The sequence below is a fragment of the Streptomyces hirsutus genome (assembly GCF_001418415.1).
Lineage (GTDB): Bacteria > Actinomycetota > Actinomycetes > Streptomycetales > Streptomycetaceae > Streptomyces > Streptomyces hirsutus.
The window spans coordinates 1-15,016 of sequence record NZ_LIQT01000368.1 but is presented as its reverse complement, the minus strand read 5'-3'; the positions used below and the strand labels follow the sequence as shown (position 1 = coordinate 15,016).

General features: G+C 71.5%; 10 protein-coding genes and 4 pseudogenes. 13 read left to right on the top strand and 1 reads right to left on the bottom strand.

Translation table 11 applies throughout. The features are described 5' to 3' along the window. The 5 genes and pseudogenes from AOK11_RS26205 to AOK11_RS46840 form a co-directional block, all read left to right on the top strand. A pseudogene (locus tag AOK11_RS26205) lies at positions 1-295 on the top strand (IS701 family transposase); the annotation flags it as partial. A 307-nt stretch (positions 296-602) separates the two neighbouring features. Continuing rightward, on the top strand, positions 603-1,142 hold the full coding sequence (locus AOK11_RS26200; RefSeq protein WP_055596184.1) for a GNAT family N-acetyltransferase: 540 nt from the start codon (positions 603-605) through the stop codon (positions 1,140-1,142). Positions 1,143-1,230: 88 nt separating this feature from the next. Beyond that, positions 1,231-2,028, top strand: a pseudogene (locus tag AOK11_RS26195) (IS701 family transposase); the annotation flags it as partial. A 192-nt stretch (positions 2,029-2,220) separates the two neighbouring features. Beyond that, positions 2,221-2,601 carry a VOC family protein gene (locus AOK11_RS26190; RefSeq protein ID WP_055596183.1) on the top strand — a complete coding sequence of 127 codons (381 nt, stop codon included), beginning with the start codon at positions 2,221-2,223 and terminating at the stop codon, positions 2,599-2,601. Between the two features lie 219 nt (positions 2,602-2,820). After that, positions 2,821-3,914 (top strand): IS630 family transposase gene (locus AOK11_RS46840; RefSeq protein ID WP_420903013.1). Its coding sequence is split into 2 segments (ribosomal slippage): positions 2,821-3,282 and positions 3,285-3,914, totalling 1,092 coding nucleotides; the frame shifts between segments, so codons are not numbered across the junction. Between the two features lie 180 nt (positions 3,915-4,094). Here the strand turns inward: AOK11_RS46840 and AOK11_RS26175 are convergent. Beyond that, positions 4,095-4,493: pseudogene (locus tag AOK11_RS26175) on the bottom strand (radical SAM family protein); the annotation flags it as partial. Between the two features lie 185 nt (positions 4,494-4,678). Between AOK11_RS26175 and AOK11_RS26170 the strand changes: the two are divergent. The 8 genes and pseudogenes from AOK11_RS26170 (at position 4,679) to AOK11_RS26135 (ending at position 14,913) form a co-directional block, all read left to right on the top strand. Further along, entirely contained in the window at positions 4,679-5,122 is a 444-nt protein-coding gene (locus AOK11_RS26170; RefSeq protein WP_055596181.1) for an SRPBCC family protein, read from the top strand. 428 nt (positions 5,123-5,550) lie between these two features. Beyond that, positions 5,551-8,083 (top strand): annotated as a pseudogene (locus AOK11_RS26165) (SpoIIE family protein phosphatase). Positions 8,084-8,337: 254 nt separating this feature from the next. Beyond that, positions 8,338-9,063, top strand: coding sequence for a class I SAM-dependent methyltransferase (locus AOK11_RS26160; protein ID WP_055596180.1), 726 nt, complete (start codon positions 8,338-8,340; stop codon positions 9,061-9,063). Between the two features lie 162 nt (positions 9,064-9,225). Further along, positions 9,226-10,059, top strand: coding sequence for a M55 family metallopeptidase (locus AOK11_RS26155; RefSeq protein WP_055596179.1), 834 nt, complete (start codon positions 9,226-9,228; stop codon positions 10,057-10,059). Continuing rightward, positions 10,052-11,356: a M20/M25/M40 family metallo-hydrolase gene (locus AOK11_RS26150; protein WP_055596178.1), complete on the top strand. Its 1,305-nt coding sequence runs from the start codon at positions 10,052-10,054 to the stop codon at positions 11,354-11,356. The genes AOK11_RS26155 and AOK11_RS26150 overlap by 8 nt, the downstream gene beginning before the upstream one ends. Positions 11,357-11,360: 4 nt before the next feature. Then, positions 11,361-13,325, top strand: a complete 1,965-nt coding sequence (locus AOK11_RS26145; RefSeq protein WP_055596177.1) for a dipeptidyl-peptidase 5 — start codon at positions 11,361-11,363, stop codon at positions 13,323-13,325. A 14-nt stretch (positions 13,326-13,339) separates the two neighbouring features. Further along, the gene (locus AOK11_RS26140; RefSeq protein ID WP_055596176.1) at positions 13,340-14,290 is read left to right on the top strand and encodes a S66 peptidase family protein; all 951 of its coding nucleotides are present in this window, start codon (positions 13,340-13,342) and stop codon (positions 14,288-14,290) included. A 38-nt stretch (positions 14,291-14,328) separates the two neighbouring features. After that, complete coding sequence (locus tag AOK11_RS26135) at positions 14,329-14,913, top strand: GNAT family N-acetyltransferase (RefSeq protein WP_055596175.1); 585 nt, start codon at positions 14,329-14,331, stop codon at positions 14,911-14,913. Positions 14,914-15,016 lie beyond the last annotated feature (103 nt).

Here is a 15,016-nt window from a genome sequence, read left to right as displayed (position 1 = left end):
CCTTCAGGTCACCGTCCAGGAACTGGTGCGAGTTGCCGGGGCGCGCTGGGCGATCGAGGAATGCTTCCAGGCCGCGAAGAACGAATGCGGCCTGGACCAGTACGAAGTCCGCCGCTACGTGGGCTGGTATCGGCACATCACTCTGGCCATGCTCGCGCACGCCTTCCTGGCCGCCACGGCACACCAGCCCTGGGAAAAAGGGGCGGAACAGGTGGGACAGCCGGGGCCATCGAGCTCACAGTGGCGGAGGTTCGGCGACTCCTGGCAGCTTGTCGTGCCCGGCCCCTGCACCTGAGCGGACACCGAGGACTACACCACGCGCTGAGCCGGTCGAACTGGCGCCGCCGACGCCAAGCAGTCGCCCGCCGCTGTCACTACCTGCGGCGTTGTCGCACGATCGAGGGGCGGTCTCCGTGAGACCGCCCCCGCACGATCGAAGTCCCGCTACACTCCAGCCGCCCAGCGAAACCCGCAGGTCAGACAGCAAAGTCCTGCTGGAGTACTAGTACTCCAGTCGTAGATCGTTATGTGCCTTGCTTGGGGCTGTCTGCCGCTGGAGGAAACCAGGTGGCCTCGGCGCACCATCTGGGTAGAGTCGGGCAATGCCCGAGTTGCAGCGGCTGCATGCCGGCCATGCCCCGGCGGTCCTGGCCTTCGAGCTGGCGAACCGCGCCTACTTCGCTGCCTCGGTCCCCGACCGCGGCGACGACTTCTTCGACCAGTTCACCGACCGGTACAACGCTTTGTTGGCTGAGCAGGAGGCTGGCATCTGCGCCTTCCACGTGCTCGTCGCCGAGGACGGCTCGGTACTCGGCAGGTTCAACCTGGTCGACATCGAAGACCACACTGCGGAACTCGGCTACCGGGTCGCGCAGCACGTCGCCGGCCGAGGCGTGGCGACCACAACCGTCCGGGAGCTGTGCCAACTGGCGGCGGCCCAGTACCGATTGCGCACACTGCGAGCGGCCACCGTCTGCCAGAATGCCGTGTCTCAAAAGGTGCTGACCAAAGCCGGGTTCGTTCCCGTCGGCCCCGCCGACCCGGCCCACCTCGGCGGTAAGCCAGGCACCTGGTATCAGCGCGACCTGGTGCACGCGATCTTGCCGGGGGACCGGCTGCGGGAAGGCCGCGGCCACCGCTGATCATCGGTGTGTGGAGACTAACGATCATGCGGTGGCCGCTGGGCACGGCGTAGACCCTGCCCGCTGGCAGGAGGCGTTCGAGGCCGTGATGTCCCGGATAGCGAGCCGGTTCGCGCGGGTCGAACTCCGGCGTTGGGTGGGGGACTTGGTGCGGGGGCTGCTGTCGGACCTGCCGCGCAAGAACTGCTGGACGATCGCGGAGTGGGCCGGGGAGACCAGTCCGGACGGCATGCAGCACCTGCTCGGCCGGGCCAAGTGGGATGCCGACGCCGTACGCGATGACGTGCGCGGATACGTGCTGGAACATCTGCACGACGAGGACGCGGTGCTGATCGGCGATGAGACCGGGGACGTGAAGAAGGGCACGCACAGCGTGGGTGTCCAGCGCCAGTACACCGGCACCGCCGGCAGGATCGAAAACGCGCAGGTCGCCGTCTACCTCGTCTATGCAGGCCGCCGCGGACACGCGGCGGTGGACCGCGAGCTGTACATCCCGCGCTCGTGGACGTGCGACCCGGACCGCTGCCGGGCAGCGGGACTGGGCGAGGACACCGTCTTCGCGACCAAGCCGGAGCTGGCCGCCCGCATGATCGGCCGGTTCCTTGACGCCGGACACCGCGTGGGCTGGGTCGCAGGCGACGAGGTCTACGGCGGCAACCCGAAGCTGCGATCCGCGCTGGAACAGCGCCAGGTCGGCTACGTCCTCGCCGTCGCCTCCTCCCACGAAGCGGCCACCGATGCCGGGAAGTTCCGCGCGGACGCGCTGGCCGCGAAGGTGCCCAAGCGAGCCTGGCAGAAGCTGTCGGCAGGGGCCGGCGCCAAGGGCCACCGCTTCTACGACTGGGCCGTCATCGACCTGGCCGAACCCCGCCCCGGCACAACTGAGCATGGTCGACGGCGGACGGGATGGAAGCTGGGGTGAGTGTTGGTGAAGGAGTCGGGCAAGAAGAGGACCCCAAAAACCCTTCGCACCTGCTCTCCTCGCCCGGTACGGTCCCGAGCGTGTTCCCGCTGCGGGGAGCCCAAGAGCTCCGCGCGGCCGCACCGGCAGTTCCCACGCTGAGAGTAGGTTTCGCCAATGGCATGTCGTATCAGTGAGCTCGTGCTCGGTTGCCGCGATCCCGAGGTGCTGGCGCGGTTCTGGTGCGAGGTCCTGGACTTCGTAGTGCTCGATCGCGAAGGGAACGACTGCATCGAGATCGGACCGCGTGAAGGGTTCGGCGGCCCGCAGCCGACGATCATCCTCAGCCGCAGGGACGAGCCGGAGCCGGGGAAGTCCCGGCTGCACATCGACGTCAACGCCACCGACCGCGATCAGGACGCCGAGCTCGAACGCCTCCTGAAGCTCGGGGCGCGCCCGGCCGACATCGGCCAGACCGGCGAAGAGCAGTGGCACGTTCTTGCCGACCCCGAGGGCAATGAGTTCTGCCTGCTCAAGGCCCGCCTCAATCCGCTCTGACGACTCTGTGTCCCAGGTGCGGCCCTGGTGCGCCGGGTTGGATCTGTCAAGGAGGCCTTCCGTTGACCAGGCTCGACCAAGCCCTCGCCTCTGAACAAGGGGTCAGGGGCTTGGTCGTGCTGCCAGTACGTGCCAGAACAGGCTAGGCGGGAGTGGGGTACACCTCGTTACTGAGCTTTCCGGCTTGGTGTCGGGGGCTGTCGGTGGTAGGCCGGGAGTATGCGGTACGCACAAGGTGGTGGACTGACCGCCGGGCGGCGGCAGAGTCGTGAGCGGATCCGGTTGCAGACGGCGGAGCGCTTCGCGCGGGGTGAGAAGACCTCGGTGATCGCTGCGGACCTACGGGTGAGTGAGCGCTCGGTGGAGCGCCGGCGCCGAACCTGGCGGGAGGACGGCCCGCAGGGCCTGGCCTCGAAGGGGTCGGCGGGTCGCCCCAGGCTTACCGACGCGCAGTTCGCGGTCCTCGAGGAAGAGCTGGCCAAAGGGCCGGCCGCGCACGGCTGGCCGGACCAGCGCTGGACGTTGGAGCGGATCAAGACGGTGATCGGTCGCCGCTTCCACCTCACCTGCTCGGTGACGGGAGTGTGGCGGTTGCTGCATTGCCACGGCTGGTCCTGGCAGGCGCCGGCCCGCCACGCCCTGGAGCGGAACCAGGCGGCGGTGGAGCTGTGGAAGAAGGACGTGTGGCCGCACGCGGAAGCACCGCGGCGGCGCTCGGGGCCTGGCTGGTCTTCGAGGACGAGGCCGGGTTCTCGATGACGCCGCCGTGCGCCCGGACCTGGGGCCGGCGTGGTCGCACACCGCTGATCCAGGTGCGGGGCCGTTCCTGGCGCCGGCTGTCGATCGCCGCGATGGCCTGCTACCAGCCCGGTGAACGCGCCCGGCTGATCTGGCGGCCCAAGGATTACCGACGTTTCAAGCACGAGCGCAAGAGCTTCGCCTGGACCGACTACCGCGACCTGGCGGTGTGCGCCCACCTCCAGCTCGGGGGACCGATCGTGCTGCTGTGGGACAACTTGAACACCCACCTCGCTGCCGGCATGCGCCGGTTCGAGGCCGAACACGACTGGCTGACCGTCTATCAACTCCCTGCATACGCGCCGGACCTCAATCCCGTGGAAGGCCTCTGGTCACTACTGCGACGCGGACCGCTGGCCAACACCGCCTTCGCCGACGCCGATCACCTTGTTCGCACCGTCCGCCGTGGCCTGCGACAGATCCAGTACCGGCCGGCCCTGATCGACGGTTGCCTGACCGGGACCGGACTCACGATCAGCGACCGTCACCCGACACCAAGCCGGAAAGCTCAGTAGGTAGCTGCTCCCCACAGACGAACCCCGCCCATGGCCGCATCTCTCCTGGTGCATGGGGCGGGGTTCGTCTGTGACGCGGTGAGTGCTGGTGGCTGCCCCGTCTGTGCGTTGTTTCCGTTGCGTGTTGGGGATCATTTGCGCCGGTCAGCGGTCTCTACTGCTACCGTGCAACCATCCCCCGCGCTGGTAGCAGTCGACGTTCGTGCCCATCGCTATGTGCTCGCCCTGCCAGCGCCGGGCGGCGAGCTGACGGCGCAGCACATCGGGCGCGTTCACCTTCACCATGATCTGGCTGTCGAAGCCGATGCCCGTGTCGAGGTCCAGATAGCTGTGCGACTTGCGGGCGAAGCAGTAGACGCACGCATGCGTGCACCCCCGATAGGGATTCACGGTCCACTCGAAGGGCATGCGGGACGCTCCGGGCACCCGGTTGAGGACCGAGCGGGCGCGGATCTCGTGGAAGGTGATTCCGGCGAATTCCGGCGTGTCGAAGGTGCGGGTGGTCACCGCGTCCGCGCCGAACAGCGCGGCGTCGGCCCGGCTGTGTTCGGAGTCCGGGGTGAGGTTCTCCCAGCGCATGACGCCTCCTCGGTGGTACTGGCCCAAGCACGGGCTCACGCAATAGAACAAGTGTTCCCTTGATCGCGCGAACGACTGGTTTGAGCACACTCCCGATCACTTCCGGACTCCCGATTTGGGAGGCCGGGCGAGGGGGTGGTTGGCTTGCCCCGACCCACCGAGAACCCATGTCCTGGAGGAAGTCGATGGCGCAGGTCGAGGCCACTACGGAGCGGATCGTCGTGGCGGACGCGGAGACGGTGTTCGATGCCCTCGCCGACTACAGCGGCACGCGCGGGAGGCTGCTGCCCGAGCAGTACAGCGAGTACGAGGTCCGCGAGGGCGGTGACGGTGAGGGCAGCCTCGTCCACTGGAAGCTCCAGGCCACCAGCAAGCGCGTCCGCGACTGCCTCATGGAGGTCACCGAGCCGAGCGACGGCGAACTGGTCGAGAAGGACCGCAACTCGTCCATGGTCACCACCTGGCGCGTCACCCCGGCCGGGGAGGGCAGGTCCCGGGTCGTCGTGACCACCACCTGGACCGGCGCCGGCGGCATCGGCGGCTTCTTCGAGAGGACCTTCGCCCCCAAGGGCCTCGCGCGCATCCACGACGCGCTGCTCGCCAACCTCGCCACCGAGGTCGAGAAGTAGCCGCCGAGGTGAAGGGGCGGGCCCGGCCGTATCAAGGGCCGGGCCGTCTCAAGGGGCCGGTGGCAGCGGGACGTCGGCCGCAAGCCGGCTGCCGGTCGGCTTCTTGCTGCGGCCGGTGCGGCCGGGTCCGGGCCGGCTCCCCTCACCGGTTCGAGCAGGTTGCCGGAGGGGACCGCGCTGAACGGGACCGCGCTGAACGGGACCGCGCCGGAGGGGACCTCCAGCTGGGGCACGAGGACCGAGGTGCAGGAACGGGACCAGGGGCGGGGGCGGGAACGAGGTCGCGAACGGGCCTTTGCACGGGGGGCGCGCTCCGGTGCGAACGTCGGCGGTCAATTCCCGTATTGCCACACATCGCAACCAGCCGTGCCCGTACGGTGGTACGGCGGTACAGATCTTGAGAGCCGTGGGGAGAGAGGGCCTGGGCCATGGACCGTGGCACCGAGCGGGACGCACCGGCCGGCCGTGGAGCCGAGGACGGCGCGGCGGCCGAAGGCCTCGGTGCCGGCCGGATCCCGCTGGCCGTCGTCGTCGTGGACCGCGACGGGCTGGTCTCGCACTGGAGTACAGGCGCACGGCGTCTTTTCGGGCTGTCCAAGGACGACGCCCTCGGCCGCCCGGCCGTCGATCTGCTGCCGGTCTCCGGCGCCCTCCCCGGGGACGAGGAGGAGAGAGAAGCCGGGCGACACGGTGCGTACGCGTCGTACGCCGACTACGACGGTCCCGGCCCCGGTTTCGAATCCTCCTTCGGCCGGGGCCTTTTTTTATCCGGCCGCGGGCCGCGCCCGCCTCGCCGCCCCTGCCTCCGCTCCCGCCCACGAGCCCGAAGCCGGCTCCGGGTCCGGGACGGGACGTGTCGACGTGCTGTGGTGGGCCTACCCGCTGGTCGGTCCCGGCGGCGAGCGGCTGCTGGTGCTCGCCGCCGACGCGGACGCGCTGCACGGCGACGGGACGGAGGCGTTCGAGCGGATCGCCCCCGGGTTCGCCCTGCACACCGACTTACCCGGCTCCGCGGACCTGGCCCGCCGGCTCCCCGAGATCCTGCCCAGCATGAGCGTCGGGGAGAGTGCCCGCATCGCCGACCAGATCCTCGAAATGGGCTATCCCGTCCTGGAGTTCAGCCAGAACGAGCGGGTGCCCGTCACCCCCGACTGGGGTGTGCCCCGCCGTGCCGAACGCAAGGCGCGTCGCGCACGGGCCGCACGGGCCCGCGCGGCCGGCGAACCCGTGCCCGAGGACCAGCGCGACGAGGCCGAGGACCTCGAGTACGCCGCCGTCCGCGAACACCTGGAGTTCCTCAACGAGGTCAGCTCCCGGATCGGCACCTCCCTCGACCTGTCCCGCACCATCGTCGAGGTCAGCAAGGCCGTCGTCCCCCGCTTCACCGACGTCGCCGGCACCTATCTGCGCGAACAGGTCGTCGCCGGTGAGGGTTTCGACGAGGGCGTGCCCGACACCACCACCCTGTGGCACCGGGTCGCCCTCGAGCACACCGACGAACCCGGCCGCTGGGACGACGTCGTGCCCGTCGGTGAAGCCATGCCCTTCCCGGCCCACACCCCGTTCTTCCAGTGCATGACCACCGGCGAGCCCGTCCTCGTGCCGCGCATCAGCGAGCAGATGGGGCATGCCGTCGCCTCGCAGTTCGAGAAGCGCGACATCCGCCCGCTGATCACCGGCCGCTCGATGCTCGTCGTGCCGCTGAAAGCGCGTCAGGTCGTCCTCGGTTTCATGATTCTGCTGCGCCACCCGGAGCGGCAGGTCTTCAACGACATGGACCGCGTCACCGGCGCCGAACTCGCCGCCCGCGCGGGCCTGGTGCTCGACAACGCGCGCATGTACACCTACCAGGAGAACGTCGCCGAGACGCTCCAGGACAGCATGCTCCCGCAGATCCCGCCGCGCATGGCGGGCTGCGACATAGCCACCCGCTATCTGCCGGGCACGCTGCTCGGCCGGGTCGGCGGCGACTGGTTCGACTCGGTGAAGCTGCCCGGCGCCCGCACCGCCTTCGTCGTCGGTGACGTCATGGGCCACGGCCTGAACTCCGCCGCGATGATGGGCCAGCTGCGCACCGCCGTGCAGACCATGGCGGGACTCGACCTGCCGCCCGCGCAGTTGCTGCGCAACCTCGACGACCTTGCCCAACGGCTGGGTGACACCCACCTGGCGACCTGTCTGTACACCGTCTACGACCCCATCGCGAGCGAGCTCCACCTCGCCAACGCCGGACACATCCCGCCCGTTCTGGTCCGTGCGGCGGACGGCCGCAGCGAACTGCTGGACCTGCCCACCGGCGCCCCGATCGGCGTCGGGGGTGTGCCGTTCGAGTCCGTGCGCGTGCGCGTGGAGCCCGGCGACCGGCTGGTGATGTGCACCGACGGACTGGTCGAGGTGCGCGGCGAGGACATCGGTGTCGGCCTCGCCACCTTGTGCGAATCCGCCGCCCACCCGGCCGCGTCCATGGACGACGCCTGCGACACCATCATCCGTGCCCTCGCTGTGACGTTCTCAAAAGCGGGTCGCGGCGGCCGCAAGGACGACGTGGCCCTGCTGATGGCACGCCTGAGCGGCATCGAGCCCGACCACGTCGCCGAATGGCGGCTCGTCCCCGACCCGTCGGAGGTCCCCCGGGCCCGCGCCATGGTCCGCGAACAGCTCTACGAGTGGGACCTGGAGAAGCACGTCGCCAACGTCGAGCTGATGGTCGGCGAACTCGTCACCAACGCCGTACGGCACGCCCACGCCCGGCCCGTCGCGCTGCGCCTGGTCCGCGGCGACACCCTGCTGTGCGAGGTGGAGGACGACGACCACGAACTGCCCACCCTCCTCAACGCCGGGCCGACGGACGAGTCCGGGCGCGGGCTGCGGGTGGTCAGCAGGCTCGCGCGGGAGTGGGGCACCAGCCGGACCGACTCCGGCAAGAGCGTCTGGTTCGAACTGACTCTGCCGCGCCGCTGATCCGGCACGCCTCCCGTCTCCCGTCCCCCATTTCCCGTCCCCCATCTCCCGTTCGGTGCGAGGGGGCGACCGGTCGACGCGAACGAGGGTTCACGCGACGCGAACAGGGGCTCACCCGAGGCGAACAGGGGCTCACCCGAGGCGAACGAGGCGTGAAGGAATGCGCCGTCTCCTTGTCGGTGTGCCCCGGCGCGCGATACACCGTACTGACCCGTCACGCGGGCGGATTCGCTTCACACCCTGGGGAGTCGGGCATGAGCGTGACCAGTCGGTACCGGGAGGCGTGGGAGGGTTTCTGGCGCGAGGCGCCGGGTGGGCAGGGAGGCGTGTTCTGGGATGCGGAACCCGCCCTGACCGCCGCCCGCCATCTGGCCCTGTTCGAACCGCATCTGTCCGATCCCGGCCTGCCGATGGTCGACCTGGGCTGCGGCAACGGCACCCAGACCCGCTTCCTCGCCGACCGCTTCCCGCACGTCGTCGGAGCCGACCTGTCCGCCGCCGCCCTGGACCACGCCCGGCGTGCCGATCCGGCCGGCCGGGTCTCCTACCGGCAGCTGGACGCCGCAGAGAAGGGCGAGGCGCAGGACCTGCACGCGGAACTCGGCGACGTCAACGTCTACGTGCGGGGCGTGCTGCACCAGTGCGAGGCCGGGGAACGGCAGCCCCTGGCGGACGGCATCGCCACCCTGGCCGGCGACCGCGGCCGTGCTTTCCTCGTCGAACCCGCCGAGGCCGCAGGGGCGTTGCTGCAGAGCCTCACGGCCTCGCCCGCAGGCCCGCCGCCCAAGGTGGCGGCGGTCTTCCGGCACGGCATAGCCCCCGGGAGGATGGCCGACGACGAGGTACCGGAGTTCCTGGCCGCGGCCGGGCTGACCCTCCTGGCGAGCGGCACCGCGCCCCTCACCACGACGGAGTACGCGCCCGACGGCTCCCGCATCGAACTGCCCTCCGGCTGGTACGTGACGGGACGTGCCGGGTGACCGGAGCCCGTCGTCCGGATCAGGCCGGGTCCGCGGGCCGAAGTGTGAGGGAGGGGCAGGTGGGAGGCGGTTCCGTGCACCCTGTACCGTCATTGGTCTGGGCCGGTGGGAGTTTTCCACAGGCCTGGCATAGTTTTGGCAGCACGACGTAGCGTGAGGCGCATGAAGATCCTCATCAGCGCCGACATGGAGGGCGCCACCGGTGTCACCTGGCCGGCCGACGTGCTGCCGGGCACCCCGCAATGGGAGCGCTGCCGGTCCATGTTCACCTCCGACGTCGACGCCGCCGTGCGGGGCTTCTTCGACGGCGGCGCCGACGAGGTGCTGATCAACGAGGCGCACTGGACCATGCGCAATCTCCTGCTGGAGCGGCTCGACGAGCGGGCCGAGATGCTCACCGGGCGGCACAAGTCGCTGTCCATGGTCGAGGGCGTGCAGCACGGCGACGTGGACGGCATCGCGTTCATCGGCTATCACGCCGGCGCCGGCATGGAGGGCGTCCTCGCCCACACCTTCCTCGCCAACTCCATCACCGGGGTGTGGCTGAACGGCGAACGGGCGAGCGAGGGCCTGCTCAACGCCGCCGTCGTCGCCGAGTACGGGGTGCCGGTCGTCCTGGTCACCGGCGACGACGTGGCCTGCGAGGACGCGCTCGGCTACGCGCCCGGGGCGCTGAAGGTCGCGGTCAAGGACCATGTGTCGCGGTACGCGGCGGTGTGCCGGACACCCGCCCGGACGGCCTCCGACATCCGTGCGGCGGCCAAGGACGCCGCCGCGCTCGCGGTGCGCCACGAGCCGGTGGCCGCGGGCCCCTTCAGCGTCGCGGTGGAGTTCGACGCCGAACATCTGGCCATGGCCGCCACCGTCGTGCCGGGCGTGGCCCGGACCGGCGAGCGGAAAGTGGCATACACCAGCGGGACCATGTACGACGGGATCCGCACCTTCAAGGCGGTCACCACGATCGCCTCGGCTGCGGTGGAGGAGCAGTATGGCTGACGAACACGCTCTGGACGAGGTCGTGACGTTCACGTCCGACCTCATCAGGATCGACACCACGAACCGGGGCGGCGGTGACTGCCGGGAGCGGCCCGCCGCCGAGTACGCGGCGGAGCGGCTGGCCGGAGCGGGCCTGGAACCGGTGCTGCTCGAGCGCACCCCCGGCCGGACCAACGTCGTCGCGCGCCTCGCGGGCACCGACCCGACGGCCGACGCGCTCCTCGTCCACGGTCACCTCGACGTCGTACCGGCCGAGGCGGCCGACTGGAGCGTGCACCCCTTCTCCGGCGAGGTGCGCGACGGGGTGGTCTGGGGGCGCGGCGCCGTCGACATGAAGAACATGGACGCGATGATCCTCGCCGTGGTGCGGGCCTGGGCCCGCCAGGGCGTGCGGCCCCGGCGCGACATCGTGATCGCCTTCACCGCCGACGAGGAGGCCAGCGCCGAGGACGGCTCCGGGTTTCTCGCCGACCGGCACCCGGAGCTCTTCGAGGGATGCACCGAGGGCATCAGCGAATCGGGTGCCTACACCGTCCACGACGGCTCCGGCCGGCAGCTCTATCCGATCGCCGCGGGAGAACGCGGCACGGCCTGGCTGAAGCTCACCGCGCGCGGACGGGCCGGCCACGGCTCCAAGGTCAACCGGGACAACGCGGTGACCCGCCTCGCCGCCGCCGTCGCCCGCATCGGAGAGCACGAGTGGCCGCTGCGGCTCACCCCGACCGTCCGCGCGGCACTCACCGAACTCGCCGCCCTGTACGGCATCGACCCCGACCTGTCCGACGTGGACACGCTGCTCGCCAAGCTGGGCCCGGCCGCGAAACTCGTCGAGCACACCCTCCGCAACAGCAGCAATCCGACCATGCTGGACGCCGGCTACAAGGTCAACGTGATCCCCGGCCAGGCCGAGGCGTACATCGACGGACGGATCCTGCCCGGCGGCGAGGACGACTTCCGCGCCACCCTGGACCGGCTCACCGGGCCCGACGTGGACTGGGAGTTCCACCACCGGGAGCCGGCCCTCCAGTCGCCGGTGGACTCGACGACGTTCGCCCGCATGCGGGCCGCGGTGCAGGAGTTCGCACCCGAGGGGCACCCCGTGCCGTACTGCATGTCCGGCGGCACGGACGCCAAGCAGTTCTCCCGCCTCGGCATCACCGGCTACGGCTTCGCCCCGCTGAAGCTGCCGGAGGGCTTCGACTACCAGGCCCTCTTCCACGGAGTCGACGAGCGCGTCCCGGTCGAGGCGCTCCACTTCGGCGTCCGCGTCCTCGACCGGTTCCTGCGGACGGCCTGAGCCCATGGGGGAGACGGTGCGAACCCTGCCGTACGGCGAGTGGCCCTCGCCCATCGACGCGGCCACGGCCGCGGCGCACGACGGAAGCCCCGAGTACGTGGGGTTCGTCGGGGACGAGGTGTGGTGGACCGAGCCCCGGCCCGCCGAGGGCGGCCGCCGCACCCTGGTGCGCCGGCACTCCGACGGTACCGAGGAGTCCGTCCTGCCCGCGCCCTGGAACGTGCGCAGCCGGGTCCACGAGTACGGCGGACGACCCTGGGCCGGCTTCGTGCGGGACGACGACCCGCTCGTGGTGTTCGTCGACTTCGCCGACCAGCGCCTCTACCGGTACGAACCGGGCGGCGAGCCGCGGCCGCTGACCCCCGTCTCCCCGGTGGGGCAGGGGCTGCGCTGGGCCGAGCCGACCCTGCTGCCGGACCGCGGCGAGGTGTGGTGCGTCCTGGAGGAGTTCACCGGCGACGGACCCAGTGACGTGCGCCGCGTCCTGGCCGCCGTACCGCTGGACGGCTCGGCCGCCGACGACCGCGGTGCCGTGCGCGAACTGACCGACGACCGGCACCGGTTCGTCACCGGGCCGCGCCTCTCGCCCGACGGGCGGCGCGCCGTCTGGCTGGCCTGGGACCATCCCCGCATGCCCTGGGACGGTACCGAACTCCGCCTCGCCGACGTCGCCCCCGACGGCACCCTGCACGACGCCCGCACCGTGGCCGGCGGCCCGGGCGAGTCGGTCGCCCAGGCCGACTGGACGCACGACGGCCGACTGCTCCACACGAGTGACCGCACCGGCTGGTGGAACCTCTACCTCGACGGCGAACCCGTCTGCCCGCGCGAGGAGGAGTTCGGCGGGCCGCTGTGGAAGCCCGGGTCGCGCTGGTTCACCCCGCTGGACAGCGGCCTGATCGCCGTCGTGCACGGCCGGGGTGCCGCCACGCTCGGCATCCTCGACCCGGAACGGGGCGAGGTCGTCGACGTGGCCGGACCCTGGACCGAGTTCACGCCCACGCTCGCGGCCCACGGCGAGCGCGTCGTGGCCGTCGGAGCGAGCCCGCGCAGCGCCCACGAGGTCGTCGAGCTGGACACCCGAACCGGCAGGGCCCGGGTGATCGGCACCCCGCACAAGGACGCCGTGGACCCCGCCCACTACCCGCAGCCGCAGGTCCGCACCTTCAGCGGGCCGGACGGCCGCGAGATCCACGCCCAGGTGTACCCGCCGCGCAACCCCGACTGCGCCGGGCCCGACGGCGAGCTGCCGCCGTACGTGATCTGGGCGCACGGCGGGCCCACCGGCCGGGCGCCGCTCGTGCTCGACCTCGAGATCGCCTACTTCACCTCGCGCGGCATCGGCGTTGCCGAGGTCAACTACGGCGGCTCCACCGGCTACGGGCGCGCCTACCGGGACCGGCTGCGCGAGCAGTGGGGCGTGGTCGACGTCGAGGACTGCGCCGCCGTCGCGCTCGCCCTCGCCGACGAGGGCACCGCCGCCCGCGACCGGCTCGCCGTCCGCGGCGGCAGCGCCGGCGGCTGGACCACGGCCGCCTCCCTCACCACGACCGACATCTACGCCTGCGGCACCATCATCTACCCGGTGCTCGACCTGACCGGCTGGGGCCCGGGAGAGACCCACGACTTCGAGTCCCGGTACCTCGAGAGCCTCATCGGCCCGCGCGCCGAAGTCCCCGAGCGGTACGCCGAACGCTCGCCCGCCGCACACGCCGACCGGCTCACCGCGCCGTTCCTGCTCCTCCAGGGCCTGGACGACCGGATCTGCCCTCCCGTGCAGTGCGAGCGGTTCCTCGCCCGCCTGGAGGGCAGGGGCGTGCCGCACGCGTATCTCACCTTCGAGGGAGAGGGACACGGCTTCCGGCGCGCCGAGACCATGGTGCGCGCACTGGAGGCCGAACTGTCCCTGTACGCACAGGTCTTCGGACTGTCGGTACCGGGCGTGCCGGTCCTGGAGCTGACCCGGTGAGCCGGGTCGCATCGATGAACCGAACCGCGTGGCCGAGCCGGGCCGAGCCGTTGCGGCGGCCGCCCCGGCTCGGCCCCGGCGCCCGGGTGGCCGTTGTCGCGCCCAGCGGGCCCGTGCCGGAGGAGCGGCTGCAGGCCGGTCTCGACGTGCTGCGCGGCTGGGACCTCGACCCGGTGGCCGCCCCCCACGTCCTGGACCGCCACGGCGAGTTCGACTACCTGGCCGGCACCGACGCGGACCGGGCCGCCGACCTGCAGGCCGCCTGGTGCGACCCCGCCGTGGACGCGGTGATCTGCGCCCGGGGCGGCTACGGCGTGCAGCGCATGGTCGACCTGCTCGACTGGCCGGCGATGCGGGCCGCCGGACCGAAGGTCCTCGTCGGGTTCAGCGACATCACCGCCCTGCACGAGGCGTTCGCGACCCGGCTCGGTCTGGTCACCCTGCACGGGCCGATGGCGGCGGGCGTCGACTTCCTCAAGAACACCCGCGCACAGGAGCACCTCAAGGCCACCCTGTTCGCCCCCGACACCGTCCGCACCCTCGCCTCCGACGGCACCGCGCTGGTCCCCGGCCGGGCGCGCGGCGTCACGCTCGGCGGCTGCCTCGCCCTGCTCGCCGCCGACCTCGGCACCCCGCACACCAGACCCTCCGCACGCGGCGGGCTGCTGTGCCTGGAGGACGTGGGGGAGGAGCCGTACCGGCTCGACCGGTACCTCACCCAGCTGTCGCGGGCCGGCTGGTTCGACGGGGTGTCGGGGCTGCTGCTCGGCTCCTGGGCGCAGTGCGGCCCGTACGAGAAGGTGCGGGCGCTGCTCGCCGACCGGCTCGGCGGTCTCGGCGTGCCCGTGGCCGAGCAGTTCGGGTTCGGGCACTGCGACGGGGCACTCACCGTGCCGTTCGGCGTCACGGCGGAACTCGACGCGGACGCGGGCACCCTGACACTCGACGAACCGGCGCTGAGCTGAGCCCGGCCCGTACCCGGGACCCGACGTAGGGTGGCGGGGTGCCGCACCTCGCTTCCCGCTACCTCGCCGAAGGCCCCCGTGTGGGCGTACGCCACTTCACCCACGCGGACAGCGCCGAGTTCACCGCCCGTGCCCGGGAGAGCAAGGACCTGCACCACCCCTGGCTGTTCCCGCCGGACAGCGCCTCGGCGTACTCCGCGTACGCGCAGCGGCTGATCGAGGACTCCACCAGGGCCGGCTTCCTGGTCTGCGAGAAGGCGGACGCCGGCGCGGGCCCGGACGACGGAGGCCGTGACGGCTCCATCGCCGGGTTCATCAACATCAACAACATCGTGCACGGCGCGTTCCAGTGCGGCGTCCTGGGGTACGGCGCGTTCGCGCACGCGGCGGGGCGCGGGCTGATGAGCGAAGGGCTGGACCTCGTCGTGCGGCACGCGTTCGGACCGATGCGGCTGCACCGGCTGGAGATCAACGTGCAGCCCGCCAACACCGCCTCCATCGCCCTGGCCCGTGGCCGCGGCTTCCGCCTGGAGGGGTTCTCGCCCGACATGCTCTTCATCGACGGAGCCTGGCGCGACCACGAACGCTGGGCCCTCACCCGCGAGATGCGGGGACCGCGCTGATCGCGTCGGCGCGTACGGCGCCCCGCGTCCGCAAGGCCGCCGGCGTCACCCCGTCCCGGTCCGTGCCTCCCCGGCCCGAGCGGGGGAGGCACGGACCGGGACG